Raw genomic sequence first — 25590 nt, forward strand, 5'->3', positions numbered from 1 at the left:
CCTCGCGCCCGTTCAAGCCAACTCCGCCATCTCACCCCGATACAGCGGCGCGATGTGGGTGCCCAGGAAGACCGGCGCGGTGGGGTCGTCGAGCGGGCGGGGGGTCAGCACCAGATAGAGCCCGTCCGGCAGCAGGTCCGGCGGCGGTAGGAGCTGCAAGGGCCAGTCGGCCTCGCCGGGCGGGCAGGACTCGTCCAGGCCGTCGATGCAGACGATCAGCGGGCCGAGGTGGCGGGTCAGGTGGATGCGGCGCGCGGCGAATTCGCGCCAGACCTGGAGCCAGGCCACGAAGCGCCCCGGCGTCGGCTGGCCGTCGCGGGTGAGCAGCAGCGGGCGGTCGTTCTTCACGTTGTCGCTCGGGTCGTAGACGGCGGCCAGGCGCTCCTCCAGCCGCGCCAGCAGGGCACCGACGCCGGGGCGGTACTCCTTGCGGCAGTAGTAGGCGACGATGGCGCCCGGTGCCGCGGCGCCGGTGGTTTGGCTCGTCCCCGTGCGATTCGCGTGCGGGTCGAAGCGCGCCTCGATGGGGGCGTCGCTCAGGTCCGAGTCCCCGGCTAGGCCCTGGATGAAGGTGGTCTTGCCGACATGGGCCGGGGCCTGCAGCCAGTAGACGCCGCTGGCGTTCTCCGCCAGAAAGGCGGCCAGGTCCGCGCGTAGGTAGGCCGGCGAGTCGTAGTTGCGGTCCACCCGCGCCCGGTCGAGCGCCCGCAGCACCCAGAGCCCTGGCTCAATCCGCCGGGTCTGCCGCGCGGGCGCTGTCCGGTCGATGGCCTCGCGCAGCGTCTGCACCCTGTTGCCGACGGAGAGCCCGCGTTGGAAGGCCGCGCGCCGCGCCCAGTCCGCGGCATCGCCGCCGGCCGCGAGCAGCCCCTGCAGCAGCACGCAGGCGGAGAATTTGATCAGCACCTCAGCCGTGTCCCGCGCCTGCAACAGCGCCGCCACCGGACTCGGCGGCAGCCGTCGCCCGCCGCGCCGACGCCCGCCATGCGCCGGCCGAGCGCGCGCAGGGCCTCGCCGGCCGCGGCCAGGTCCGCGGGCGCGGTCAGGTCCGGCGCCAAGGCGTTGCTGCGCTCGGCGCAGTCGGCGGCGAAGTCCCAGACGCGCTCGCGCCGCTCGGCGGCGGCTCCAGCGGCCTCCAGCCAGGCCTGGACCTGCCCCAGGAAGGCATCGCGGCTCAGCCCCGCCTGTTCCGCCGCGTGGCGCAGCAGCAGCACTTGGGCCTGGTCGTCGCGGTGGATGGTCATGTCAGGATCCCCAGGCCCGAAAAGGCCGAGCCGACGCCACGCCAAGACCGGTGCGCCCCGGCAACGCCTGGCAAGCGGACGTCTATATCCGCTCGGTGCTTTGCGCCCTTGCAGCGCTGACGTGCGCCTCGGTGGCTCACGGCGCAACGCGAACGAATCGGCGTACAGGCAGATTGCCCAGAACGGCCCGCAGTTGCGGCACCAACGGCAGCAGCCTGGACAGCTCATTGGACGGCGCGTCCAAGATGACCACCGACAGCGGTAACGTCGCCGGGTTCTGTTGATGCGGCATGTTCTTGTCGGCGTTGATCAGCGCATCGAGTTCCGCGGCCGCGACGGCCAGCAGCCGCCCGTTCCGGTAGCCGCTCCAGCCCATCGTCGCGACAGTCTCGACCCGGTGGCCTGGAAGGTGCTCGCGCAACCGCCGCGGCAGCGACTCGTCAAGCAGCAGCCGCATCGAGGAACAAACGCTCGCGGGCTGCCTCCAGCACCGCAACGGCAGCGGGCCGGGTGACCGACGGGAAGTCGGTCAAAAAGTCGTCGAGCGACGAGCTGCCCTCCAGGTAATCGAACAGGTTCTGCACCGGGACGCGGGTGCCGCTGAAGCAAAGCACACCGCTCATGACCTCCGGGTCGCGGCTGATCGGGAGTAAAGGCATGTGGACCTCGCTGTTTCAGGCCTCGGGCCAACCCGCAAGTAGCGGCAATTGAGACCAGCACATCCCGGAGCTCCGCCAGGGTCTCGATGCCGAAGACCGGCGTCACACGCCCGTCGAGCACCGCACCGACGACGACGCCTGGCGCACCGCCGGGATTGATCAGGCCCGAGACGAAAACGTTGGTATCAACGATGACACGCACGCTCGGCTCGCACCTCGTCGACCAGCGCCGCGATCTCGTCGTCGTCCGGTGCCTCGGTCCCGACGGCCGCGCGGAGCCGTGCGACCAGATCGCGCAACTGCGCGCGCGCCATGGCTTGATCGCGGGACTCGATGATCAGCCCCCCCTTGATGCGGCGTACGCTCGGGTCGGGTCCGAGGTCGGCAAGGTACTGCGGCGGGATCACCAGTCCTTCCGGTGCGAGCTTGAGATCGGCCATGATGTTTCTCGGCGTCGTCTTCGGCTTGAATGCTGGAGAGTGTAGCGGGCAGCAGGGGCAAAGTAACGCTTGTCCATCAAATCAGCGGCTTGCGGCCAAGCCTAGCCCGAGCGCCGGCGCAGCCCGCGCACGGCGCGGACCAGGCGCGCGATGGGCACGGTAACGGCCCGTGATATGCCGCAAGAACAGCGGCGGGCGGCGCGCCGCTGCCGGCGGGGCGCGGCCAGCGCAGCAGCAGCCGGGGTTTGCCGGTGGCGTCGATGGACTCGGGCCGGTGCCCGGCCAAGGGCCGCGCGACGCCGTCCGCCCCCGCCGGCAGCAGGCCGCGGTCAGGGCGGCAGCAGTCCCACAGCGCCGTCGGGGCGGAGGCCTTGGGGATAGCCGGCGACCTCGCGCGGGTGCGTGCTGTCGCACGGGCCGGCCTGCTGCGGCGGGTGTATCTCGAAGACCTATTGCAGCGCGGCGCGATGCGCGGGGCCAGCCCGGGCCTGCGTCTGCTGCGGCTGGTAGTGCTCGACACCGCCGACCTGCCCGCGGCGGCGCGGGAGCTGGCGACAGACGCCCGCGCCGAGCCGGACCCCTTGCCCCTGCTGGACCTGATCGAGACGATCTTGGTCTATAAATTACCTACCCTGTCCCGTGACGAGATCAAGGCCATGCTGCATTTGCCCGACACCGATCTAAAGCAGACCCGCTTCTACCAAGAAGTCTTCGCGGAGGGCCGCGAGGAGGGCCGCGAGGAGGGCCGCGAGGAGGGCCGCGAGGAGGGCCGCGAGGAGGGCCGCGACGAAGGCCGTGACGAAGGCCGCGACGAGGCGCGGCGCCAAACCGCCCTCAACCTGCTGCGCCAGACCAGCCTCGACGACGCGGCCATCGCCGCGGCCACGGACCTCGACACCGATGCGGTGAGGGCGCTGCGACGAGCATCGGCAGCCGATTGAGGGTCCGCAGGGTCGGGTGGGCGTGTGCGGGGCGCCGTAAACTTTCTGGGGCAAGCAATACTGCTCGCGTACAGGCAGCCGGCGTTCGCCAGTCCTGGGAGACCACGCCGGCCTGGTGATCATGCGGCATAAGCCGTGGTAGGTCTCCCGTTCTCGCGTCCCCCGTTGTCGCCCCTGCTGCCTTTCGTTCGTGGCCGACATTGGCCACCGGATTGGCGATCCTGCTACCCCGCACACCCCATGCAACACCGCCACCTGAACCACCAGCGCCTGACCCTGGCCGCCATCGACGATCTGATCGCCCGCGGGCGCCGGGATGACTGGGCGGCGCTCCGCCAGGCGGTGCTCACGGAGCCCGCGCTGCTCGACAAGGTGGAACAGGTCTGCCGGGCACGCGTCGCGGACCCCTATGCTCAGCGCCACCATTTCTGGTTGCACTATGCCCAAGCGCATCGCACCGCTGCCTGACTGGGAGCGGGGTCTCTCCGCCGCCGCGCACTTGCAGGCCACCTTGCCGGCGGCGGTGCTGCTCGGTGGGACTGCCTCCGCGCTGCACGCGGGGCATCGCTTCTCCCGTGACGCCGATCATGTGCTGACCGATCTGCGCGGGCGTTTCAACGAGGGGCTGGCCCAACTGCAGTCGGTCGCTGGCTGGCGGACGGCGCGGGTGCAGCGGCCGGTGCAGATCCTCGGCAGCCTGGACGGCATCGATACCGGCGTGCGCCAACTGCTTCGCGACGAGCCGCTGGAAACGACGGTCATCGGGTTTCAGGGGCAAGCCATCACCGTGCCCACCGCGGCCGAAATCCTGCGCATCGAGGGCGTGCTGATCCTCCGGCGCAACGCCACCAGGGACTATCTGGACTTTGTCGCGCTGGCGGATGCCTTGGGTGATGCCGCGGTGGCCGACGCGATGCTGCCCTTCGACCGGCTCTATCGGCAGGACAACGGCGAGTCTCCGCTACAGCAGTTGGCCGCGCAGCTCGCGCATGCGATGCCCTACGACCTGGAGGAGACGCAGCTCGCCGAATACAAGAAGCTGGCCCCACGCTGGCATGACTGGCCCGTCGTGCAGGCCGCTGCCGCGCGACTCGCGCTGGTGATCTTCGATCAGGTTTGCGCCCTGCAAAGCCCGCAAGGCTGAGTCTGGCCGGATGTCGCGCCCGCTCAGCGCGGATCGGGGAAGGCATCCATCGGCTGATGCGCCCAGCGATCCGTGCCCGGTACGGGTGCGTGCCAGCCGAGCCAACGCTTGGCGCCTGGGCTGTAGTCAGTCCAGTAGCGGTCGTTCGGCTCATCCGGATTGACCTTCCAAACGACCCAGTCGTCATCCGGTAGGGCTTCCATGGCGAGGTCGCAGACGGGTTTGTTGGGTAGACGCGACATGTCCCAGCGGCGGATGATGCCATCGTCGCCGGCCGAGAACAGCCAGCGTCCGTTGGGATGGACCGCAAGCGAATTGACTGACCCTTCGTGACCATGAAGCCTGTGCAACTCTTTACCGGTGCGTGGGTTGCGGACCAGGATGCCATCGGAACCGCCGGGGGCGGCGAGCCAGGTTGCATTACGTGATGGAGCGATTCCGGAAAGGGGAGCCTTGGCGGGCAGCAATCCCCATTCTCGAAGTATCTGCAACGGAACACGGGCAGCACAGCCAAGCGACCTGCTCCAAGACTCTAACCAATCCTCGTCAGACGCCCGTCCAGTCATTAGCTCATGAAAGGACCTCCAGATGCACAGATTCTCATATAGAAATCCGGTAGCGAGCGGTCGTCCCATTGGTCGGTGAAAAAGACAGCAGATGCCTGTGCGCATAAAGTCAGGGTCATGGGTGGATATCAGATCACCGCTTTGGCTATCGAACAAATAGACGTAGCGATTTTCGTTGGCGAGAATCAAACTCCGGCCATCCGGCGCGGACGCAAGCGTTGCGTTGCGTCCGGTGCCCCCGGGGAACTCTATTCGCTGCTGGTGTCTACTCTGTGTATCCCAGAGGACAATCGGCCCCCGCCCTTTGCCGACCGCTGCCAGCCACGCCCCCCCTATCGAAGCAGCCATACCGCCCACTCCACCCTCATCGCCGCCCTCATAGTGATTGCGGGGATACCCCTTGAGCGTGGTCGTCTGCCGCCCAGTCGTCGGATCCCAAAAATGGACAATCCCTGAAGTGCCCGCCGCGGCAAGCCTCCCGTCGGCTGGGATCGCCAGCGCATTCAAGCAACGCTGGTGGCTGCGCATCCGGTGACGCGTTATGTCCGTTTCGACATCGAACAGCGCAACGGAGCCGTCTCCAAACCCTGCTGCCAGTGCTCTCCCGTCCGGGGATGCGGCACACGCTGTCGCACCGATCTTCTCGTTGTGGCTGGGAAAGCTGCGCAGCAGTTGACCCGATGCCGCATCAAAAACCTCGATGCTGCCCGTCAAGCATGCAAACCAATGACCATTCGGGGCTGCAGTAACGGGAATAGGGTACTTACCGCGAGGGTCAGGAAACTTCTCTTCCCATAGCAGCTCCGGATAATCCGACAGCTCCCACATTTCTAGGACATAGCCGTTGCCATCCCATTTCTTGCTGGTAACGGCAAATCGGCGTTGGCCAACACGGGTTCCGGCAAACTCATAGCCAACTGCAGAAGTACCTTCAAAGCGGGGACTTGGCGCGGAACGCTGCCCGTCAACAAGCCAGAAATCAAGGTCGTATGCTTCCCGGGAGATCAGCCAGCGACCATCACCGGAAGCGATCAGTTCCTCAAAACTCTCAATATCCCGCCCGGAAGCCAATTGTTTCAGGCGGCGTTCATTCCGCATGTCGCGAATGTAGATCCTACCTTTGTTCGCTCTTGAAGCAATCCATCTGCGATTCGGATCAGTCGCGCTGCCGGACGATGCCCAGTCCTCTCGCCGGCGGATTCTCACCCAGGTCGTCCGATCCCACAGGTCCCCTGAAGAATCAATGGCAAGCGGGCATAGGTCATCGGCGGGCTCGGTATCGGGGCCAGACAGTAAACGGCCCGTCGCGGTATCCCAGAACCACAGGTTGTCGGCCCCACCATTGGCTGCAATCCAGCTCCCGTCCTGCGCCACCGCCAGGCTAGGTTCGCTACGAGGCGGGTTATTGGTATGACTCCCCCAGAGCTGGAGCATCGGGCGGCCGGTCTGCGGATCCCATAGATAGACCTCACCGTACTTGCCAGCAGTTGCGAACCAACGACCATGCGGGTCCCAAATGATGGCGCTCACCTCGCTATGCCCCGTCAACGCCTGTCGGCGAATCTGTGGTGATGCGCTGAGCCGGGGCTGGCCTGATGAGCGTCCTTGATTGTTCGATTCCGGCGTCATGGAACGGCTGGAGCCCTGCTCGGAATCACCGTCTGGTCCACCCCACCAATCCCCATCGTCCCGCGGCTTCAGCGATTGATACTGCACGATCACCCCGGCAGCGCCGAGCACCAGCCAGCCCCCGAGCGTCGCGGCGAGCAGGCTCGGATCGCCCTCCAACAGCGCGAATAGCGCCGCCGGCCCGACACCGCCGAACGCGAAGTAGGCGATGCCGCCGACGGCGAGCCCCGCACCGCCGAAGGCGGTGCCGGCGACGATGACCCACTTGTCGTAGATCAGCGCGAGGATGCCGGTGACGATGGGAATGATCAGCAGCACGGCGGGCTCGATCTGCCCGTCGGTGAGCAGGTACAGCGCCACGTCGATAACGGCGCCGAGCAGCAGGCCAATGGAGAAGACCTTCACGTTGTAGAGCGCCAGCACGATGCTGGCGCCGATCGGTCCGCCGGCAAAGACGCCGGCCAGCACGGCAACCCACATCTCTTGCGACAGCAGGTAAGCCAGCGCACCGAAAATGGCCGCGCCGGCGATGTAACCGGGGACGGCCAAAATGAAACGCCGGATGCGGTAGCCCGCGAAGCAGTAGACCAGGCCGAGCACGACGGCGAGCCCGGCGAAGCCGTTGAAGAGGCCTTGCAGCGAGTCCATGGGACCTCCTTGGTCGTCCCAAGAGGCGAGGGATAAGCACGCGCGACGGGCGCGCATCGACGACAACCAGCCTGACACAGGGGGCCGATGGGCGGATTGTACTTCGGGCTTAGCGGAATTGCGCCGATGAAAGGCGGCAGTCGCCCCTTCGGCGGTGAGGTTCCGACCTGGATTGGCTCGCGCGCACGACAGACTCAGCTCGCCGTCGCGCCCGGCGTCCGTCGCGCAGAGGATGCGCTCGGTATGCATGCCATGCCGTCAGCAGTGCCGTGACGATGCGAAACCGGCGCAAGTTCGCTGGTGGGTCCGCAGCCGCCAGCGCTCCGGAATCATCGGCGGCTGACCCATGGCCCAGCGCCCGGCCCGCTCGGGGCCGTCGTCGCTCAGAGTCGCTCAGGACGGATCGAAGACCTGCTCGATGCGCTCCGCGGTCAGGATGCGCGTGAGCCAGGCGTCGAGCTGCTCAAGCGGCGCCGCGCGCACGCGCTCCGCCAGCGCCGCCGGCGGCGGGCCGAACTTCGCCTCCAGCAGGCGCAGCAGGGCGCGGGCCTCCCCCTCATGCAGCCCTTCCTCGCGGGCGAACCGCTCCCAGCTCGTGACATAAGACATCTTGGTTTGCTCCTCCAGTTGGTCCAGTTCCCGCCGCAGCGCCAGCTCCAGGGGCGGCGGCAGGCGGATCAGCCAGTCGATGAAGCGCAGCAGCTTGATGGCATCCTCGCGGGGGTAACGGTAACGATACAGCAGCGCGATGATCTCGCCCTTGCGTAGCTTGCGCTCGGGGTCGCCGGTGCGCCGGTGCGCCGGTGCGCGGCCAGTTGCGCCAGCGCGACCACGGCGAAGGGATTGTCCGCGGCGCGGGCGGCGAGCTCCGCCTCGTCCCGGTCCGGCAGGCCATGTACGCGGAAGCGGAAGCGCAAGCCGGCGCCGTCGCGCTCGCGACGATACTCGCGCAGCTCGCCGCCGGCCGGCTCGTTGGTCAGCAGGGCCAGGCTGATGATCTCGACCTCACCGTGGCGGTCGAAGATGCGGTACCAGTATTGGAACATCCGCAGCGGAAAGCCGGCGTCGGCGCGCCCCTGCACCTCGATGTGCAGCAACAGCCAGACCTCGGCGCCGGCCAAGCTCCAGACCTTCACCAGCCGGTCCGCGTAGCGCCGGCCGATGGTCGAGTCTCTGGTGATGCGCTGCAATTCGGCGTCCAGAAACTCGTGCGGGCGCGACCAGTCGATCAGGTCGTGCACCGCCGGGAAGAACAGCGCCATGAACGGCCGGAAGAAGGCGTCGATGGCCTCCTTCCAGGGCGAGTCGAAGTCGGCCGCCGGGGCGGGGCTTTGGGTGTCGGTCGGGTCGGTCATGGCGGCAAAGATAGACCGGACATGCGCGCCGTGCGAGCGCGGGCGTCGCGGGAGCAAGACCCGTTGCCAGCGTGTTCGACAGGCGCGTCCGGTTGCGGCCGGCCGAGGAGCCGGCGCTCGATCACGGCGCCGCTCCCGGTCGGCCGCCATGGGCCAGACGCCGCGGACGCCGCACCGACGTTGCGGCATACTGCCGGATGGGTGGACGGCGCACCACCCCTGCCGCCCCCGGAGCCCCGCATGCATACCGACGCCCTGCTGTATCGCCTGTTTCAGGAGCGCCCGGCGACCCTCTTCGAGGCGGCCGGGCTCGCGGTCGATGCCGCCGGCTACCGGCTGACCGCCATCGAGGTCAAGGAGACCGCGTTTCGCCTCGATGGGGTGCTGCTGCCGCCGCAGGAGGCGCCCCCGCACCAGCCCGTGCTGTTCCTGGAGAACCAATTCCAGGCCCTCGACAGCTTCTATCCCCGTTGGCTCGCGGCGATCTTTCTTTTCCTCTACCGCGAGGCGGTCGAGCGGCCCTGGGTCGCCGTGGCCGTTTTTCCGACACGTGCCTTGGCCCCGCCCCTGGCGCCCGCCTTCACCGCCCTGGAGCCAGCAGGCCTGCTGCGGCGGGTGTATCTCGAAGACCTATTGCAGCGCGGCGCGATGCGCGGGGCCAGCCCGGGCCTGCGTCTGCTGCGGCTGGTAGTGCTCGACACCGCCGACCTGCCCGCGGCGGCGCGGGAGCTGGCGACAGACGCCCGCGCCGAGCCGGACCCCTTGCCCCTGCTGGACCTGATCGAGACGATCTTGGTCTATAAATTACCTACCCTGTCCCGTGACGAGATCAAGGCCATGCTGCATTTGCCCGACACCGATCTGAAGCAGACCCGCTTCTACCAAGAAGTCTTCGCGGAGGGCCGCGAGGAGGGCCGCGAGGAGGGCCGCGAGGAGGGCCGCGAGGAGGGCCGCGAGGAGGGCCGCGAGGAGGGCCGCGAGGAGGGCCGCGACGAAGGCCGTGACGAAGGCCGCGACGAGGCGCGGCGCCAAACCGCCCTCAACCTGCTGCGCCAGACCAGCCTCGACGACGCGGCCATCGCCGCGGCCACGGACCTCGACGCCGATGCGGTGAGGGCGCTGCGACGAGCCTCTGCGGCCGATTGAGGGTCCGCAGGGGCCGAGACACACCGCCGTCGCCCAACCCTTGATGTCGGCCCGCCCGCGTCGCTCGCGCAGTTCGATGCGCAGACCTTCCGCCGGCACTACCTGCCCATTGCGCTGTTGGCCTATCACGAGCTCTGCTTTCTGCTGCACGCCACCGACGCGGCCGGCATCTGGCCGGACCCGGAGGTCGAGACCGACGCTCGGCAGGCCGCGCGCATTGCCTGCCTGGAGCGGGTAAAGCTCGGCGTGACGCGGTTCATGCTCGGTTTTCGGTTCACGCGGGTAAGCCGCATCGGTATGCACAACGACGTGAACGCGGCCCTGCGCGCGGCGCTGGGGCTGGACGGGATGCTCGGCGAGCTCGACCGCGACAGCGCCCAGATTGACGCCTACCTGCGACACGCGGCGGCAGCGCGCGCCGAAGCGCGGGAGCAGCGCGGCGAGCGCCGCTGGCGCCTGGCGACGGCGCTCGGCGTCTTCGGCATTAGCTGGCTTACGACCTTCACCATTGCAAAGGAGCTGCTCGGGCTGAAGGCGCTGGAGCCGCTGCCGCTCGGCCACGACGCGCTGGCGCTGCTGCAAGTGGGCTCCGCCTTGGCCGTCGCGGTGGTGGCGGCACTGGTGACGGCCTTGATCGGGCGCGGCAGCGGCTGACGCGGGCGACGGCGCGCTTGACAGGCGCCGCGCGCGCACTAGGATCGCCGCTCTTTTTCACGTTTCATCACCCTGCGGGGCTAAGCGGCATGAGTCAGATGCATTTCATCGGCGGCGAGAAGGGCGGCGTGGGCAAGTCGGTGCTGGCGCGGTTGTTGTCGCAATATCACATCGACCGGGAGCTGCCCTTCCGGGTCTTCGACACCGACCTTTCCCACGGCGCCATGCTGCGCTTCTACGGCGCGTACACAACTCACATCGCCCTGGACGACTTCGCCAGCGCGGACCAGCTCATGGAGGCGGCGGTGGAGCGCCCGCAGAACGTGCTGGTGGATCTGGCGGCGCAGACGACGCGGCCCCTGTTCCGGTGGATGGACGAGAACGACCTGCCCGGGCTGGCTGCGGAGGAAGGCGTCGGCCTGGTGCTGTGGCACGTGATGGACGACGGCGCGGACGGCATCGGGCTGCTGGAGCAGCTCTTGGCGCAACTGCCGGGCAATGCCCGCTGCGTCGTGGTCAAGAACTTGGGCCGCGGCAAGGACTTCTCCGCCTTCGAGGCGTCCCGTGCACGCGCGCAGGCCAGCGCCCTGGGAGCCCCGGTGCTCGATCTGCCCGAGCTGCACGCCGCCACCATGCGCAAGCTCGACCACGACAACCTGAGCTTCTGGGCCGCCGCCAACAACCGGGATGCGGGCCTCGGCCTGATGGAGCGTCAGCGGGTCAAGGTCTTCATGCGCAGGGCCTACCAGCAGTTTGATGCCGTGGCCGGGTCGGTGTTCGTGCGCGGGGAGGCGCCCGGCGAGCGCGCGTCAGCCGCTGCGCCAGAGAGCCCGGCCCCGGAGCCCGCGCTGGAGCCGACGCCGGAGGCGATCTGAAGCGCAGCGCGGCATCGACGCCGGGCCTTGATCGCGATCCCGTCCATATCGGATGCAGGCCGGCAGGTCATCGCCAGAGCGGCATGCCCTCGGCACCGATCAGCAGCACGGCGGCCAACCCCAGCGCCACGGCCAAGAGCAGCAGCGCGAGTTGCCGGCGGAGCCAGCCTTCGGCGCGCGTCAGCGCGTCCAGGCCCGCCACGGCGCCGTGCTCGCGCGCGACCCACCAGGCGACCCAGCTTGCCTGTACGGCCGCGAGCCAGCGCAACGTCGCCTGACCCGGGCGCCGCAGCCAACGGGCGCCGGCCGCCAACGGCCACCAGAGGTCGCCGGCGGGCAGCCGGCGGCTCAGCCAAGGCGCCACGCGGCGCAGGGTCCAGCCCAGCACGATCGACAACGCGAGCCCGAGCGCCGGGGGCCAGAGCAGGGCAGGGAGTGCCTTCAGCGCAAGCTCGTCAAAAGCATCCCCGGTCCCACCCGCCGGCCAGCCGGCCCAGAGCGGCAAGCTGAGCGCGGCCAGCACGCAGAGCAGCCAGGCCAGCGGCATGGGCGCGAGCAGGTGCCGATGGGCGGCAATGCCCGCCGGCGCCCGCCGGCACCATTGGCGCCATAGCGTGCGCGCCATCAGCACCGTGGTACCCGCCGCCGCCAGGCTCAGCCACAAGGCCAAGTCAGGCGCGCCGGCCGCGTAGAGCAGGGTCTTGGTGTCCGACTTGATCATCAGCCCCGAGCCCAGCACGCCGGCCAGCGACAGCGCCGGCAACGCGAGCAGCGTCCACAGCAGCCAGGCCGGCCAGGGCGGCGCTTGCTCGCTGATGCCGACGCCGAGGAAGAGCGCGCCCTTGCTCAAGCCATGGTGCGCGGCAAACAGCATCACCAGCGCGCCGAGCGCCGGCCAGCTCTCCGGATGCAGTAGCCCGATGGCGACCAGGGCCGTGATCATGCCCATCTGGCTGACGCTGGAATAGGCGAGCACGGCCTTCGGGTGGCGCTGCACCGCGCCCAGCAGCGCCGCCGCGAAGGCGCCGGCGAGACCCGCCCACAACATCGCGAGCCCGAGCCCCCGGAAAGATGCCTCCACGCCGGCCACCCCGAGCGGCAGCGTGCCGAGCCAGCCCACCAGGCCGGCCTTGATCATCGCGCCGCTGAGCACGGCGCTGGCCGGCGTCGGCGCCACCGGATGCGCCAGCGGCAGCCACAGGTGCAGGCCGATCACCCCGGCCTTGACGCCGAAGCCGAGCCAGAGCAGGAGCCCCATCCACGGCCCCGCGTCGGCCGTTGCCAGCGTGGCGCGCAACTGCGACAGCGTCAGCGCCGAGCCGCTGCCGGCGGCCCACAGCAGACCGGCCAGCAGCACGCCCTCGCCGAGCACCGCCATGATCAGATAGGCCAGGCCGCCGGTGCGCGCCTCGGGGCTGCCGCTGTGGATCACCAGCGGATAGGCCGCGAAGGTCATCAGCGCGAAGCCCAAGTAGAAGCTGCCGATGTCCTCGGCCACGAGCAGCAGCAGATTGCCGCAGAGGGTCAGCGGCCAGAACAGCGCAAAGCGCAGCAGGCGCGAGCGGCTCAGCGCATCGCCGGCGGCGGCGCGTGCCTGCTCGGCGCCGAGGTAGCCGCGCGCGTACCAGCCCGCGAGCCCCCACAGCAGCGCCGTAAAGGCCAAGAGCAGACGCCGCGCGCCGTCCAGCTCCCAGCGTCCGCCCAGCAGCCAGGCGTCGAGCCGCACGGCACCGTCGGCGCCCAGCACGGCCAGCGCGAGCGCCGGCAAGGGCGCGCTGATCCAGAGCAGGTCCAGCCGCGGGCGCGACTGGTCGGCTGCGATCAGTGCCAACAGCAGGGGCCGCAGCGCCAGCAGCAGGGGCCACAGCAGCGCCGTGTAGAGCAGGGGCGCGAGCGGCAGAGCGGTCATAGCGGGACCACTCACAGCGGAATCACCTGATAGGTCTGCTGCACCACCCGGGTCGCCCATTGCAGCGGGCTGAACGGCAGCCCCGCCAGCATCCCGGCCAGCAGGCTCAGCAGCGCCGTCGCCAGGGCCGGCACCAAGAGCCAGGCGCTGGTCTCGAAGCGGCTCGGCGGGCGTTCATCCGGCCAGGTGCCGATGCCCTGCGCCGGTCCGCGGCGGAACCAGAGGCGATTCAGGATGGGCAGGAAATAGGCCGCGTTGAGTAGGGTGCTTGCAATCAACACCGCGATCACCCAGGGCATGTCCGCCTGCACCGCCCCCAGGCCCAGCGTCCACTTCGTGATGAAGCCGGCCACCGGCGGCATGCCGATCATGCCGAGCGCGCCGATGGTGAAGGCGAGGCTGCTGAGCGGCATGCGCCGGCCGACGCCGTCCAGCTCGTCGATGCGGTGAATGCCGAGCTCCTCGGCATAATTGCCCGCGCAGAAGAACAGCGTCACCTTCATCAGCCCCTGATGCAGCAGGTGCGCGAGCGCGGCGATGGTGCCGAGCGGGCCGAACAGGCCGATGCCGAGCACGATGTAGGACACCTGGCTGACCGTGGAGAAGGCCAGGCGGGGTTTCAGCTCCTGCTGTGCCAGCGCGCGCACCGAGCCGTAGACGATGGTGACGGACGCGATCACCACCAGGCCGTCGAGCACGCCGAGCGCCGCGCTGAAGCCGATGCCGTAGATGTCGTACACCAGCCGCACGATGCCGAAGGCGCCGGCCTTGACCACCGCCACCGCGTGCAGCAGGGCGCTCACCGGCGCCGGCGCCACCATCGCCCGCGGCAGCCAGCCGTGCAGCGGCACCAGCGCCGCCTTGACGCCGAAGCCCAAGAGCAGCACCCAGAACAGGCCGATCAGCAAGGCCTCCTGCCCGTCGGCGAGCCGGGCCAGGGTCTCCTGCTGGCCGAAGCGCAGATCCCCGGCCACGACATGCAAGGCCACCATGCCGACCATCAGCACCAGGCCGGCGGTGAGCGTATAGCGCAGGTAGACCGTCGCCGCGGCCAAGGCCTGCGGCGTGCCGCGGTGCGCCACCAGCGGATAGGTGGAGAGCGTCAGCACCTCGTAGAAGATCAGCAGCGTGAACAGGTTGCCGGCCAGGCTGATGCCGATGGTACTGGCGACGCAGAGGCTGAAGAAACCGAAGAAGCGCCGGCGATTGGGCGATCCTTCGAGGTAGCCGATGGCATACATCGTCGTGAACAGCCACAAGATCGAGGACAGCGCCGCGAAGGTGAGCCCGAGCTCATCCACGTGCAGCACGAAGCCGAGGCCCGGCACTACCGGAAACTCCACCGCGTAGGTCTCGCCCGCCACCAGGCCCCGCGCCATCCAGAGCACCAGCACCAGCTTCACCAGCGCGGCGCCGAGGTTGAGCGCGGTGCGGGTGCGCACGGCCTGCTCCGGCAGCATGAAGATGACGGCCGCGGTGATGAGCGAGCTGGCCAGGGTCGCCAGCGGCAGCAGCGCACTCATGGCACGCTCACCGGCGGCAGCAACGCCAGCGGCCACGCCGCCGCCAGGCCCAGCCCAATGGCCGCCAGCGCGAGCGCCAGGGCGACCAGCTCCATACCCAGCGGGAGCCCGCGCAGCACGGGCTCCGGCGCATCCTCGACAAAGGAGCACCGCAGTACGCGGAACACATAGGCGGCGCTGAGCAGCGTGCCGAGCCCGAGCACCGCCACCCAGGCCCACTGGCCCGCCGCCAGCGACGCCTGCAGCCACAGCCACTTGGCGGTGAAGCCGGCGCTCGGCGGCAGCCCCATCAGCGTGACCGCCGCGAGCCCGAAGGTCAGCAGCGACAGCGGCAGCCGCCGGCTCGTCCCCGTCAGGCCCTCCAGACGAGTCGCGCCGGTGGCGAGCAGCAGATTGCCCGCGGCCATGAACATCGCCGACTTCGCGAGCGCATGGCCGGCAAGCTGCAGCCAGGTCGCCTGCCAGGCCAGCGCCGCGACGGCGGCGCCGGTGCCGGCGAGCAACGGAAAGGCCAGCATCAGATAGCCCAACTGGCCGACCGTGGACCAGGCGACCAGCTCCTTGAGCCCCGCCGCGCGCCAGGCCTGCACGCCGCCCCACAGCACCGCCAGGCTGCCGAGGGCGCCCAGCGCCAGCGCGCCGGCGATGGCATCCGGCAGCAGCAGTCGCCAGAGCAAGAGCAGGATGAAAAAGGACGCCTTGACCACCAGCGCGCCATGGATCGCGCTCACCGGCGTCCAAGCGCTGCCGTGGACCGGCACCAGCCAGCCGTGCAGCGGGAAGATCGACGCCTTCAGCAGCAGCCCGCTCGCCAGCAGCGCAACGGCGATGGCGGTGACCGGATCGGGCTGGGCCACCGCCGCCAGCCCGGCCAGATCGAGCCGGCCCCAGGCGCCGAGCAGCAGCGCGATGCCGAGCAGCCAGGTCAGCGAGCCCACCAACGCGAAGAGCAGATAGCGCAGGCCCGCGGTCAGCGCAGCCACGCTGCCGGGCAGCAGCAGCATGCCGACGGCGCACAGACCCATCAGCTCCAGGCCAGCGTAGAGGAGCAGCAGATCGGCCGCGATCCAGATCAGCCCGAGCCCCGTCGCCAGGCCGCCCAGCAGCGGCCAGAGCCAGGCATAGGCGCGCGCGTCGAGTGGCGCGGCGCGGGCGTAGCCTGCGGCATACAGGGCGCTGGCCAGCAGCAGCACCATCGTCAAGAGCCACAACAGCGCGGCGAGTCCGTCTAGGCGCCAGTGCAGCAGCAGTGGCCCGAGCGCGAGCTGTCCCGCGAGCGGCCCCGTGTCGAGCCCGAGCAGCAGCCACAGCGCCACCAGCGGCAAGGGCAGGCCCGCGAGCAAGACTAGGGCGCCGTGGCGCGGCGGGCGCACCAGGGTCAGCAGGCCGAGCGCCGGCGGCGCGCACAACAGCCATAGCACGTGGAAGGATGTCGGGTTCATGGATCGGCGCCCGCGGCGGGCTCCAGGCTGACCAGACCCGCCGCGGCATGCAGGCGCAACAGCAAGGCGGCGCCGAGCACGGAGCCGAGCAGCGCGACGACCAGCCCGACCAGGATCAGCCCCTGGACCTCGGCCACCGGCCCGGCGAGTCCGGCCAGCAGCAAAAACACCCCGGAGCCGAGCAGGTTGAAGGCCAAGAGCCGGCGCAGCAGATGCCGCTGCGTCGCGAAGCCCCAGACCGCCGGGCCCATGATCAGCACGCCGGTCGCGGCCGACAGCGTGGTTGCCGACGCGGGCGGCGTCAGCGCCTCCAACCCGAGCAGCCGCAGCAGCGCGAAGCCCGTCAAGCCCAGCCAAGCCAGCATCAGCAGCCAGCGCAGCGGTGCCGTGACGCGCGCGCGCCGCGGCGTCTCATCCCGCAGCGCCAGGCGCGGCAGTGCCCCGCGGCCGCGCAGCGTCCAGAGCAGCGTGCCGCCGGTCAGCACCGCCCCGAGCAGCGCCTCGGCCAGCGCCAGCCAGGGCGCCCCGAGCAGCAGCCAGGCCAGCGCCATCAGCAGCCCGAATGCCACGAAGCCCTGGCAGGCGCGCCATAGCTGCCGCTCGACGAGACAGAAACCGGCCACCAGCAGCAATAGGCCCGCCAGTCCCCAGGCTGCAGCCGGCGCCATTATCGGCGCAGGCGCCCGCGGCCGGACAAGGTGCGGGGGCCGCTGTGCGGCGTGGTGTGTTGCGGGCTCATGCTGGCTGGGCTGTGCGGATATCCATCGACCGGGGGCTATTGTCGCCTGACGGCAGCGTTGTCGGGGGCGCAGTGTCGCGCATCGTGCCGCACCGATGGCTGCTCGGAACGGCTGCCGTGGCCGCGCGGTGGCGAGGGCGCCATGTGCGTCGCGGTGGCCTTGCAGCAGCGGCGGCTGCCGTGCGCGATCGCCGGCCCGCGCCGTCGGATGCCTGGTCGGATTCCTGGAACGCTCGGAGCGGATGGTCGGCGCAAGGCCGATGCTCGTGCGCCCCCTTGCGCAGTGCTGGATCGGCGCGGGTGGCGGGCGCAGAATGCGCAACCCCATCTGTCGAGCGCATCTGCTTGAACCCATCCGCAGGCTTCATCCCGGACCCGCCCGCGGGTCCGCCCCAAGACCCCCCGCAGGAGCCACCCGGCGCCGCCGCCGACATCGCCGCCGCCCTCACCGAGCAGGGCTGGTGCGTCACCGATGGCTTCGTCTCCCCGCTGCTGGTGAGCCAGCTCCGCCACGAGGCCCAAGCGCGCTGGCAGAAAGGCGAGTTTCGCCGCGCCGGCGTCGGCCGCGGTGCGGACCTGGAGGTGCGCCCGGAGGTGCGCACCGACCGGGTGCTGTGGCTCGACCCCGCGGCGCTGACCGGCGCGCAGCGATGCTACTGGGATGCGCTGGAGGCCGTGCGCCTGGCCGTGAATCAGGCGATGTACCTGGGGCTGCACGAGCTGGAGGCGCACTTCGCCGTCTATCCGCCGGGCAGCTATTACCGCCGGCATCTCGATCAGTTCCGCGGCATCGGTCGGCGCAGGCTGAGCTGCATCCTGTACCTCAACGACGACTGGCAGGCCGCCGACGGCGGGGCGCTGCGGATCTACACCGAGCCCGTGGACGCGGACCGGGGCGAGGCGGGCGTGGCCTCCGGCGACTGTGTCGAGGTGCTGCCGCTCGGCGGGCGCTTCGTGACCTTCCTGAGTGCGCGCTTTCTGCACGAGGTGCTGCCGGCGCGCCGCGAGCGCTTCAGCCTGACCGGGTGGCTTCTGAGCCGCTGACGGCCGGGCTCGGCGGGCCGGGCCGGGCCGGTTAGATTTTCGGCTGCACGTTCTTCGGCAACGCCTTCACGAGCAGGCCCGTGACGACGGAGAAGGTCAGCGTAACGGCGGCGATCTTCGCCAGCTCGCCGGCCGGCGGGATGGTCAGCTCGAACTTGCCGCGGCTCTTGGTCTGGCCCATGTTGTAGTGGATCAGGGCCTCGGTCATGAAGACGCCGAAGGTGATGCCGGTGACGATGAGATTGCCCACGGGGCGGTGCCCTCCTGTTCGTGTTGGCTGCCTGCCGAAAGATAGCACAGGCGTTCCGCAGGCCCCGGCGCCGGCCGGGGCGGATGCGCCCATGCGGTGCGAAACCCCCGGCTGGCGACAGGCTCACCGACCTGGACGCCAATCGTCGCACCGGGGTCGTGCTCGAAAATGGCGAGTCCATTCCCCGGGTACGCCGACTTCAGTCGGCAACCCTGGGGAAGGCGGACTTCGGTGCGCCGCGGGCACGGTGAAGGAACGGTTCAATAACAAGTGAAACACGGCAATCAAGGCGCCACACTGGCGTCTCTTTCGTCGGGATCGGGATCGGGATCGGGATCGGGCCCTCACTAGTGCTTCGCTGCGGAGATCCCGAGACCATTCGATTGCGTGCCTTTGGCGGACTGAAGTCCGCCGTCCCCAGGGGCCGACTAAAGTCGGCGTACCCGGGAACGGTCTCGGGACTTCCGCGCTGCTGCACTAGGGCTTTAGGCGTGGACTCTCACGACAACGACAACGGCCACGACAACGGCCATGACAACGGCCACGACAACGGCCATGACAACGGCCATGACAACGGCCACGACAACGGCCATGACAACGGCCAGGACAACGACAACGACAACGAAGGGCAGCCGATCTCGGACCCTGTCCGGCAAGGGCTCGCCCCCCGACGGCTTGAGACGCCCCGGGGCGCTGTTCCATCATGCCGACTCACGCCACAACGAGTCGCGAGGTGATCCATGGAGGCGGTGCAGCTACAGACCGTGCATGACCTGCTGATGACGCCGGAGGAGCGCGTCGAGCTGATCGGCGGCGAGATCGTCCGCCGGCCCATGACGCGGGCGCGCCATGCCCGAGCCCAGAGCAGCATCGACCGCCGCCTGGGTCCGTTCGATGACGGCTCCGGCCCCGGTGGCTGGTGGATACTCACCGACATCAGCGTCGCCTACGAGCCCCACGAATGCCCGAGCCACGACCTCGCGGGCTGGCGCCGCGAGCGGTTGCCGCGGCTGCCCGACGGCCCGGTCGAGCTGCCGCCGGACTGGGTCTGCGAGATCGTCTCGCCGGGGCACGAGAAAAAGGACACCGTGCAGATCCCGCTCTTGCTGCGCCGCCACCAGGTGCCTTACTACTGGCTCATCTGGCCCGAGCGCCGCACTCTCGTCGCCCATGCCCTGGACGCCGATGGCTGGCGCGTCATCGCGACGCTGACCGGCCGGGACCGAGCGCGCGTGCCGCCGTTCGAGGCCGTGGAGCTGGACCTGGGCGTCGTGCTCGGCGACACCTAGGGAGGCTTCGCCGCAGACCCACGAGTCGTGCTCATCGCTATCGCTATCGGGATCGCTTTCGAGTTCGAACCGAGCGGCAACCGATCCCGATCCCGATCCCGACGCGCCTCGCCAAGTCCGACGCCTAGATGAAATCAGACTCATCTGCAAACGGCGGCACTCGAACGAGGGCTCCATGACGGTCGGGCCATGGTGCGTATGGCCGCGGTCGAGGCGCCGGACCAAGTCCGCGGAACGGAAGCGATCGCGATGATCGCGCAAGCGCGCGACGACGAGGATCCGGGGGTGAGGAAAGCGGTTAGCCCATGTTTAACCTGGCCCCATTGATATTCGCCGTTCCTGGCGGGTAAGTGCCCGATTCCTTTGTACACAGGTGCCTCGGCAGGCGAAGTAGTGCCATAACATTCAAAGGGGCCGGTTGCCTTGCGGCGTGCCGTGGTCTAGCGTTTGGGGCGTGTATATCCGCCGCACCCACACGCGCAACACCGCCACGGGCGAGCGCTACTACAGGTATCGATTGGTGCGCTCGCAGCGCGTGGGGGGGAAGGTCCGGCAAGTCACGTTGTTGAACCTGGGCCGGCATTTCGCGATACCGCAGGCGGATTGGCCAACGTTGTGCGCGCGCGTGGAGGAGATCCAGAGCGGCCAAGAGGTCCTGCTCGGCGGCTGCGGCTCGCTGCTGATCGAGCGCGAGGCGCAACGCCTGGCGGCGCAGTTGTTGGCGCGCGCGCAGGCGCCGAGCGCCGAGCCGGCGCCGGGCGCGCAGCCGAGTGCCGAGGTGCACAGCGTCGAGATCGATTCCCTGACGCTCGCGCGCCCGCGCACCGTGGGGGTCGAGGCGCTCGGGCTGTGGGCGCTGGCACAGGTGGACTTCGTCGCCCTGCTGGAGCGGCTGGGGCTGACCGGGCCGCAACGCGCCGCCGTCGTGGGCGTGATCGTGGGGCGCATGGCCGCGCCGGGCTCGGAGCTGGCCACGCAACGGTGGTTGTGCGAGCGCAGTGCCTTGGGCGAGCTGCTGGATGTGGACTTCGAGGCCATGAGCCTCATGCAGCTCTACCGGGCCGGCGATGTGCTCATGCGCCATCGCGCGGCGCTGGAGAAGGCCGTGTTCGCCCGCGTGAGCGAGCTGTTCGGGCTCGACTGGACGGTGACGCTGTATGACTTGACCAATATTAGCCGCCGCTATCCACCACCGCGTCATCTGCCGCATGCCCATGCCCCGCCGCCGCATCCCGCTCCAGCCGCATGCCCACCGCGAGGTCGATGACGTACAGCAGCATGGTCAGCGCCGGGGCCAGGAGCTGGCCCTTCAGCAACTGGTGGATGGACAGCGCCGTCATGATCAGGAACACGATGATGCGCATGTCGTTCAGCGACACGTGGAACAGGTGGCGCTCGGCGTGCTCGGGGTGCAGGTCGCTGCCATCGAGCCGCAGCAGGCCGCCGCGGGTCAGCGCCTTGGGGAGCGCGGGCGCCTGGACCGGGTCGAACCACAGCAGCACGCTGCCGGTGGCCGGGTTGATGCTGACCTCGTCGATCTCGGGCTGCGCGTTGAGCTCTTCGTAGAGCGACAGAAAGAACGGCAGGTCGTGCCGGCGCTGCGGCAGGCGGAGCCTGAGCCGCCCATGGCTTTGGTGCACCACGCGAGCCGGCTCGCGGGGCAGGGTGCTGTCGGCGTCGGCAGTCATCGATGCGATTGCGGGCGCGGGCCTCGGGTCCGGGAAGCGGGCGCGTCAGCCATCCTCGTCGTGGCGAGCCGCCGTCTCGTGCAGCGCGGCGAGCGCCGCCTCGCGCTCCGCGCGCAGCTCGTCGCGCACCTCGGCCACCAAGTCCTCCATCACCTCGCCGACCTCCGCCGCGACCTCCTTCGTCTTCTCCAGCGCGAGCAGCCCGGCCTTGATGACCGAGCGCGCCGCCGGGCGCACGTAGGGTGCGAGAAAGGTCACGGCCACCGGCACGAGCACGGCGACGCCGATGCCGATGGCGGTGTTGCGCACGGCCTTGCTCTTCGCCAGCGTGGGGAGTTGGGGCATGCTCCGGGCTCCTGCGGGACTGCTTGGACGGCGCGCAGTCTAACCGAAAGTCCGAGCGGCGGCTGGGCCGCGGGCGGCTGGGCCGGGAAGCCCGGCGCGTTCAGCCGTCCGCGGCTGCCGGCCAACGCGTGCCGAGGATGACGTCGCGCCGGCGCAGGTCCGCGAGCATGCCGGCACCGGCGGCGACCACCTGCTCCGGTGCCGGATGCGTCAGCTCCGCCGCGATGGCCAACAGCGCCGCGCGGCCGGTGCGCGGCGGGTCCTGTTGCAGCAGGGTTAAGAGCCGCTGGGTGATGGCGTTGATCTCCAGAAACTCGATGCGCTCGGCGCGGTTGCGGTAGACGACCAAGTGCGTCGGCGCGGCCGGCGGCGCGCTCGGCTGACAGTCCGGCCCGATGCGGTGCACGGGATACCGATAGCTCAGGTTCCAGGCCAGCGGCGAGACCACGGGGCAGCCGTCGAGCAGGTCGCCGTTCGGGTCCGCATGGCTCGGGTCCGGCTCGTCGTCGCTGACGCCCAGCGCCAGCTCCACCCATTCGTAGTGCGCGAGCTCCAGCAGAAAGGGCGGGTCGCCCGCGTCGCGGGCGGCGCGGGTGGTGCCTAGATAATCCAGAAACTCCTGCGACAGCTCCAGGAACAGCGGCGTGCGCGCGTGATGCTCGACCATGAAGTCCCGCACCAAGGTGTTCCAGCGCTCATCGCCTAGGAGCTTGCGCAGCACCGGAAAGGCGCCTTCGAGCAGGCCCGAGATGTTCTTGAAGAACAGCTCCCGGTAGATGCCCATGCGCCGGTCTTCGACGTCGGCGGGCGCCGGCGCGTGCTCCGGGTCGCGGAGGTGGGCCGCGAAGGCGAGCTGCACGGCGCGGAAGCCGTCCGTGCTTGCGTGAGACGCCGGCTCAGGCATGGGCGGCCACCCGTGCGCGCGGGCCGTGACGGCGCTGGATGTCCGCGATGCGGCCGACCTCGCCGGCGAGCCGCTCCAGCGGCGGGATGTTGAAGTCCCGCTCCAGCAGCGTCGGAAACACGCCGTAGCAGCGGTAGGCATGCTCCAGCAGGCGCCACACCGGGTCGATGACGTCGGCGCCGTGGGTGTCCACGCGCAGATCCGGCGCCTCCACGTAGTGGCCGGCGATATGGCCGTAGCGGATGCGCTCGCCGGTCAGGCTCTCCAGGAATTCGACGGCGTCGTAGCCGTGGTTGATGCTGTTGACGTGGATGTTGTTCACGTCCAGGAGCAGCTCGCAGTCCGCCTCCGCGAGGACGGCGTTGATAAAGTCGATCTCGCGCATCTCCCGGCCGGGCGCGGCGTAGTACGACACGTTCTCGAGCGCGATGCGCCGCCCAAGCATGTCCTGCACCCGCCGCACGCGCTCGGCGACGTAGTGCACCGCCTCCTCGGTGAAGGGGATCGGCATCAGGTCGTAGAGCTGGCCGTCGTCGGTGGTGTAGCTCAGGTGCTCGCTGTAGATCTCGATGCCGTGGGTGTCGAGAAAGCCCTTGATGCGGCGCACCAGGTCCTCATTGAGCGGTGCCGGCCCGCCGATAGAGAGCGACAGCCCGTGGCAGACGAAGGTGTGGCGCTCGGTCATGGACCGAAACAGCCGGCCGAAGCGCCCGCCGACGCCGATCCAGTTCTCGGGGGCGACCTCCCAGAAATCTACTTCCCTCGGCGGCGCCTCGGTCGCGTTCGCAATGAAGCTGCGGCGCAGGCCGAGCCCCGCTCCCTGCAGCGGTGGTCGCGGAGCCGGTGATTGGCTTGGCGTGAGCATCGGAGTCGTCGGCTGAGCCGTGAAGGTCTTGCGAAACAGGCCCGGACAGTGGCCCGGGCGCCGGGCGTCAAGGCATCCGCGGGCACGCCGTCAGCGTGCCGCGGACGGGCGGTGCTCAGCCCTTATCGTCGCCGCACTTGCCCTCGCCGCACTTGCCTTCACCGCACTTGCCTTCGCCTTCGCCCTTATCGCCGCCGCACTTGCCTTCGCCGCACTTGCCCTCTTCGGCCACCTGCAGGTAGCCGCTGCCGATCTCGGTGGCGCTGAAGAGCTGGTCCGCGCTGAGCTCGGTGGTGGCGGCCTGGGCCGCGGTCAGGCCGCCGGCGAGCGCGGCACCGACAATGGCAACGACTGGGGTGATGGTCTGCTTGGACATGGGGTTTGCCTCTTGAGCTTGGAAATTCGGAGTCGATTGGGTTCAGTGGTCGCGTCGGGCGCGGGCGGATGCTCTCGATCCGCAGAGTAACCGACACGTCCGCTTGGATAACACGGAAGGCGGCGCGGAAACACGGAGCCTGCATGGGGGAACCGCCGGTGGGGCGTTACCTCGTCGCAGGCCGCGGGTCGAGCGACCGCTACCGTTGTCATCGCAGGCCAAGACCGGGGGCCGTATCGAGTTCTTTCAGGGCGGCCCGGCGGCGGCAAGATTCGGCCGCAGCGTGGTGGGTTCTCGGCCGTCAGCGCCGGTCGCCCAGGCCGAGCCCGAGCTGCCGGCGCACGCAGTCCAGGTACACCCGCGGGTCGTCCTCGCGGCCGTCGCGTTGCTGGCGCCACAGGGCCTCAGCGAGGCAGTCGATGATGCGGTGCTCGGCGTCGTGGCGCTCGCCGCCGCGGGCGCGGAGCGCCTGAGCGTAGAGCGCGCGGATGCCGGGCGGAAGGTCCGCGCCCACCTGCTCCAGCAGCGCTAAGTGCAGGGCCATGTGCAGAAAGGGATTGGTCTCGCCATGCTCCGGCAGCCAGTCCCTGCCGAGCGCCTTGTCCGCGTCGGCGAGCAGCGCGTGGTACTCGGGGTGCAGACCTGCCACCTCCGCGATGCGCTGCTCCAGCGCCGTCAACGGGGCGCCGGACTGGGCCTTCTGCCAGGCGTCGATGAACTGGCGGCGGTAAGGGTCGCGCTGGGGGCCGAACATGGGGGGGTGCTCCGTGGGTGCTCCGCCGGCTCGTCTGGGCTCAGGAGGTGGCGTCTGCCGCGGGCTTTTCACTGTTCGCGGCGGGCGTCTTGTCCTGGTACTCGCACAGGTCCCGGATGATGCAGTCCGGGCAGTGCGGCTTGCGCGCCGTGCAGACATAGCGCCCGTGCAGGATCAGCCAGTGGTGGGCGTCCTGGAGAAAGGCCTTCGGGATGAATTTGAGCAGCCCAAGCTCCACCGCGAGCGGCGTCTTGCCGGGCGCGAGGCGGGTGCGGTTCGCGACGCGAAAGATGTGCGTGTCCACCGCCATGGCCGGCTCGCCGAAGGCCGTGTTCAGCACGACGTTCGCGGTCTTGCGGCCGACGCCGGGCAGGGCCTCCAGCGCCTTGCGCTCCCGCGGCACCTCGCCGCCGTGCGCGTCCACCAGCATGCGGCACGCGGCGATGATGTTCTTCGCCTTGCTGTTGAAGAGTCCGATGGTCTTGATGTGCGCCTTCAGCCCGTCTTCGCCCAGATCCAGGATCGCCTGCGGCGTGTTGGCCACCGGAAAGAGCCGCGCGGTGGCCTTGTTCACGCCCTTGTCCGTCGCCTGCGCGGACAGGATCACGGCGATCAACAGCTCAAAGGTGCTGCTGTACACCAGCTCCGTCGTCGGTGCCGGGTTCGCGGCCTTAAGGCGCTCGAAGATTTCAGTGCGTTTGGCGCGGTTCATGGCGGCGGCAAGCATAGCCGCGGCGCTGCCCGCTGTCGCGCCGGCCGCCCGGGTACACCGGCTTGACTCGGCTCCGGAGGCCGGGCGAGGCCAGCTCGCGCCAGGCTAGACGGCGCCGGGCAGAAAGTCCGGGTCCAGTGCCTGCTCCGCGGTGAACGGGCAGCTCACCGGGAAGGCCTCCCGCGCCAGCCCGGTCTCCAGCGCCGCGGCCCGGCGTGCCTTTGGATAGGCGTAACCGATGTATTCCGGCACTAGCCGGCAGAGCGACGGACTCTGCCGCAGCAAGGTGTCGAGCTGGTCGCGCTGCTCGGCGATGGTGCCGGCCCAGCCGGTGGAGCGGGCCTCGGGCTGATGGCGCCCGAGATCCAGCGCCTTAAGGCGCGGAAGCACGCCGCCGATGATTGATTGCAAGACCGGCGTCCTTCACCTGAGCTGCGATCGTCTCGGAG

At 69.6% G+C, this 25590-nt stretch carries 31 protein-coding genes and 1 pseudogene; 10 read left to right on the plus strand and 22 right to left on the minus strand.

Going from position 1 to position 25590, the window contains the following annotated elements:
* Positions 1 to 12: 12 nt before the first annotated feature.
* From ML01_RS06190 to ML01_RS30450, 6 genes and pseudogenes are all read right to left on the minus strand, one after another.
* Entirely contained in the window at positions 13 to 906 is an 894-nt protein-coding gene (locus ML01_RS06190) for a hypothetical protein (protein ID WP_156427581.1), read from the minus strand.
* A complete protein-coding gene (locus ML01_RS06195; RefSeq protein WP_058554532.1) occupies positions 900 to 1244 on the minus strand; it encodes a hypothetical protein in 345 nt (114 codons plus the stop codon). The genes ML01_RS06190 and ML01_RS06195 overlap by 7 nt, the downstream gene beginning before the upstream one ends.
* Positions 1245 to 1380: 136 nt before the next feature.
* Entirely contained in the window at positions 1381 to 1701 is a 321-nt protein-coding gene (locus ML01_RS06200) for a DUF5615 family PIN-like protein (protein ID WP_058554533.1), read from the minus strand.
* Positions 1685 to 1903: a DUF433 domain-containing protein gene (locus tag ML01_RS06205; RefSeq protein ID WP_058554534.1), complete on the minus strand. Its 219-nt coding sequence runs from the start codon at positions 1901 to 1903 to the stop codon at positions 1685 to 1687. The genes ML01_RS06200 and ML01_RS06205 overlap by 17 nt, the downstream gene beginning before the upstream one ends.
* 88 nt (positions 1904 to 1991) lie before the next feature.
* Positions 1992 to 2105, minus strand: a pseudogene (locus tag ML01_RS31275) (PIN domain-containing protein); the annotation flags it as partial.
* Positions 2089 to 2343 carry a hypothetical protein gene (locus ML01_RS30450; RefSeq protein WP_058554535.1) on the minus strand — a complete coding sequence of 85 codons (255 nt, stop codon included), beginning with the start codon at positions 2341 to 2343 and terminating at the stop codon, positions 2089 to 2091. The pseudogene ML01_RS31275 and the gene ML01_RS30450, both read right to left, overlap by 17 nt.
* A gap of 371 nt (positions 2344 to 2714) precedes the next feature.
* On the opposite strand from ML01_RS30450, the gene ML01_RS06215 reads away from it, so the two are divergent.
* The 3 genes from ML01_RS06215 to ML01_RS06225 all read left to right on the plus strand — a co-directional run bounded on the left by ML01_RS06215 (position 2715) and on the right by ML01_RS06225 (position 4428).
* Positions 2715 to 3284 (plus strand): DUF2887 domain-containing protein, encoded by a 570-nt coding sequence (locus ML01_RS06215; protein ID WP_162267976.1) that lies wholly within the window; start codon positions 2715 to 2717, stop codon positions 3282 to 3284.
* A gap of 240 nt (positions 3285 to 3524) precedes the next feature.
* Positions 3525 to 3752: a hypothetical protein gene (locus tag ML01_RS06220; RefSeq protein WP_058554537.1), complete on the plus strand. Its 228-nt coding sequence runs from the start codon at positions 3525 to 3527 to the stop codon at positions 3750 to 3752.
* Entirely contained in the window at positions 3724 to 4428 is a 705-nt protein-coding gene (locus ML01_RS06225) for a hypothetical protein (protein ID WP_254045149.1), read from the plus strand. The genes ML01_RS06220 and ML01_RS06225 overlap by 29 nt, the downstream gene beginning before the upstream one ends.
* Before the next feature lie 23 nt (positions 4429 to 4451).
* Here ML01_RS06225 and ML01_RS06230 read toward each other — a convergent pair whose 3' ends face one another.
* From ML01_RS06230 to ML01_RS30100, 3 genes are all read right to left on the minus strand, one after another.
* Positions 4452 to 7271, minus strand: coding sequence for a DUF4203 domain-containing protein (locus tag ML01_RS06230; RefSeq protein WP_058554539.1), 2820 nt, complete (start codon positions 7269 to 7271; stop codon positions 4452 to 4454).
* Between the two features lie 393 nt (positions 7272 to 7664).
* A complete protein-coding gene (locus ML01_RS06235) occupies positions 7665 to 7880 on the minus strand; it encodes a DUF4351 domain-containing protein (protein ID WP_058554540.1) in 216 nt (71 codons plus the stop codon).
* A 68-nt stretch (positions 7881 to 7948) separates the two neighbouring features.
* Positions 7949 to 8626: a hypothetical protein gene (locus tag ML01_RS30100; RefSeq protein ID WP_058554541.1), complete on the minus strand. Its 678-nt coding sequence runs from the start codon at positions 8624 to 8626 to the stop codon at positions 7949 to 7951.
* 240 nt (positions 8627 to 8866) lie between these two features.
* Between ML01_RS30100 and ML01_RS06245 the strand changes: the two genes are divergently transcribed.
* From ML01_RS06245 to ML01_RS06255, 3 genes are all read left to right on the plus strand, one after another.
* Positions 8867 to 9772, plus strand: a complete 906-nt coding sequence (locus tag ML01_RS06245; RefSeq protein WP_058554542.1) for a DUF2887 domain-containing protein — start codon at positions 8867 to 8869, stop codon at positions 9770 to 9772.
* Positions 9773 to 9889: 117 nt separating this feature from the next.
* The gene (locus ML01_RS06250) at positions 9890 to 10426 is read left to right on the plus strand and encodes a hypothetical protein (RefSeq protein ID WP_058554543.1); all 537 of its coding nucleotides are present in this window, start codon (positions 9890 to 9892) and stop codon (positions 10424 to 10426) included.
* Positions 10427 to 10515: 89 nt separating this feature from the next.
* Positions 10516 to 11301: a mobilization protein gene (locus ML01_RS06255; protein WP_216819118.1), complete on the plus strand. Its 786-nt coding sequence runs from the start codon at positions 10516 to 10518 to the stop codon at positions 11299 to 11301.
* A 67-nt stretch (positions 11302 to 11368) separates the two neighbouring features.
* Here the strand turns inward: ML01_RS06255 and ML01_RS06260 are convergent, their stop codons facing one another.
* Genes ML01_RS06260 through ML01_RS06275 form a run of 4 tightly spaced genes read right to left on the minus strand, consistent with a single transcriptional unit; the run spans position 11369 to position 16843 of the window.
* Positions 11369 to 13210, minus strand: a complete 1842-nt coding sequence (locus ML01_RS06260; protein ID WP_058554544.1) for a proton-conducting transporter membrane subunit — start codon at positions 13208 to 13210, stop codon at positions 11369 to 11371.
* Between the two features lie 11 nt (positions 13211 to 13221).
* Positions 13222 to 14733, minus strand: coding sequence for a complex I subunit 5 family protein (locus tag ML01_RS06265; RefSeq protein ID WP_058554545.1), 1512 nt, complete (start codon positions 14731 to 14733; stop codon positions 13222 to 13224).
* Positions 14730 to 16175 (minus strand): complex I subunit 5 family protein, encoded by a 1446-nt coding sequence (locus tag ML01_RS06270; protein ID WP_058554546.1) that lies wholly within the window; start codon positions 16173 to 16175, stop codon positions 14730 to 14732. Before ML01_RS06270 ends, ML01_RS06265 begins: the two co-directional genes overlap by 4 nt.
* The gene (locus tag ML01_RS06275; RefSeq protein ID WP_058554547.1) at positions 16172 to 16843 is read right to left on the minus strand and encodes a hydrogenase subunit MbhD domain-containing protein; all 672 of its coding nucleotides are present in this window, start codon (positions 16841 to 16843) and stop codon (positions 16172 to 16174) included. The genes ML01_RS06270 and ML01_RS06275 overlap by 4 nt, the downstream gene beginning before the upstream one ends.
* A 416-nt stretch (positions 16844 to 17259) precedes the next feature.
* On the opposite strand from ML01_RS06275, the gene ML01_RS30455 reads away from it, so the two are divergent.
* Positions 17260 to 17958, plus strand: coding sequence for a 2OG-Fe(II) oxygenase (locus tag ML01_RS30455; protein ID WP_254045150.1), 699 nt, complete (start codon positions 17260 to 17262; stop codon positions 17956 to 17958).
* A 31-nt stretch (positions 17959 to 17989) separates the two neighbouring features.
* On the opposite strand, the gene ML01_RS06285 is transcribed toward ML01_RS30455, so the two are convergent.
* Positions 17990 to 18208: a hypothetical protein gene (locus ML01_RS06285; protein ID WP_058554548.1), complete on the minus strand. Its 219-nt coding sequence runs from the start codon at positions 18206 to 18208 to the stop codon at positions 17990 to 17992.
* A 491-nt stretch (positions 18209 to 18699) separates the two neighbouring features.
* Here ML01_RS06285 and ML01_RS29535 point away from each other — a divergent pair, with 491 nt between their 5' ends.
* From ML01_RS29535 to ML01_RS26940, 3 genes are all read left to right on the plus strand, one after another.
* Positions 18700 to 18945, plus strand: coding sequence for a hypothetical protein (locus tag ML01_RS29535; RefSeq protein ID WP_162267977.1), 246 nt, complete (start codon positions 18700 to 18702; stop codon positions 18943 to 18945).
* A 3-nt stretch (positions 18946 to 18948) separates the two neighbouring features.
* Positions 18949 to 19497, plus strand: coding sequence for a Uma2 family endonuclease (locus ML01_RS06290; RefSeq protein ID WP_058554549.1), 549 nt, complete (start codon positions 18949 to 18951; stop codon positions 19495 to 19497).
* Positions 19498 to 19951: 454 nt separating this feature from the next.
* Positions 19952 to 20764, plus strand: a complete 813-nt coding sequence (locus ML01_RS26940) for a hypothetical protein (RefSeq protein ID WP_371258183.1) — start codon at positions 19952 to 19954, stop codon at positions 20762 to 20764.
* Here the strand turns inward: ML01_RS26940 and ML01_RS28435 are convergent.
* The 8 genes from ML01_RS28435 to ML01_RS06330 all read right to left on the minus strand — a co-directional run bounded on the left by ML01_RS28435 (position 20670) and on the right by ML01_RS06330 (position 25552).
* Positions 20670 to 21185, minus strand: coding sequence for a hypothetical protein (locus ML01_RS28435; protein ID WP_058554550.1), 516 nt, complete (start codon positions 21183 to 21185; stop codon positions 20670 to 20672). The genes ML01_RS26940 and ML01_RS28435 overlap by 95 nt on opposite strands.
* 45 nt (positions 21186 to 21230) lie before the next feature.
* Positions 21231 to 21530, minus strand: a complete 300-nt coding sequence (locus tag ML01_RS06300) for a DUF5132 domain-containing protein (protein WP_058554551.1) — start codon at positions 21528 to 21530, stop codon at positions 21231 to 21233.
* A 100-nt stretch (positions 21531 to 21630) separates the two neighbouring features.
* Entirely contained in the window at positions 21631 to 22434 is an 804-nt protein-coding gene (locus ML01_RS06305) for a DUF2063 domain-containing protein (RefSeq protein WP_058554552.1), read from the minus strand.
* Positions 22427 to 23299, minus strand: a complete 873-nt coding sequence (locus ML01_RS06310) for a DUF692 domain-containing protein (protein WP_058554553.1) — start codon at positions 23297 to 23299, stop codon at positions 22427 to 22429. Before ML01_RS06310 ends, ML01_RS06305 begins: the two co-directional genes overlap by 8 nt.
* A gap of 115 nt (positions 23300 to 23414) precedes the next feature.
* Positions 23415 to 23675, minus strand: coding sequence for a hypothetical protein (locus ML01_RS06315; RefSeq protein ID WP_058554554.1), 261 nt, complete (start codon positions 23673 to 23675; stop codon positions 23415 to 23417).
* Between the two features lie 301 nt (positions 23676 to 23976).
* On the minus strand, positions 23977 to 24429 hold the full coding sequence (locus tag ML01_RS06320) for a DUF1841 family protein (protein ID WP_058554555.1): 453 nt from the start codon (positions 24427 to 24429) through the stop codon (positions 23977 to 23979).
* Between the two features lie 40 nt (positions 24430 to 24469).
* Entirely contained in the window at positions 24470 to 25141 is a 672-nt protein-coding gene (gene nth / locus ML01_RS06325; protein WP_058554610.1) for an endonuclease III, read from the minus strand.
* A 105-nt stretch (positions 25142 to 25246) separates the two neighbouring features.
* A complete protein-coding gene (locus tag ML01_RS06330; RefSeq protein ID WP_058554556.1) occupies positions 25247 to 25552 on the minus strand; it encodes a DUF29 domain-containing protein in 306 nt (101 codons plus the stop codon).
* Positions 25553 to 25590: the final 38 nt, after the last annotated feature.

The sequence above is a fragment of the Thiohalocapsa sp. ML1 genome (genome assembly GCF_001469165.1).
Classification (GTDB): domain Bacteria; phylum Pseudomonadota; class Gammaproteobacteria; order Chromatiales; family Chromatiaceae; genus Thiohalocapsa.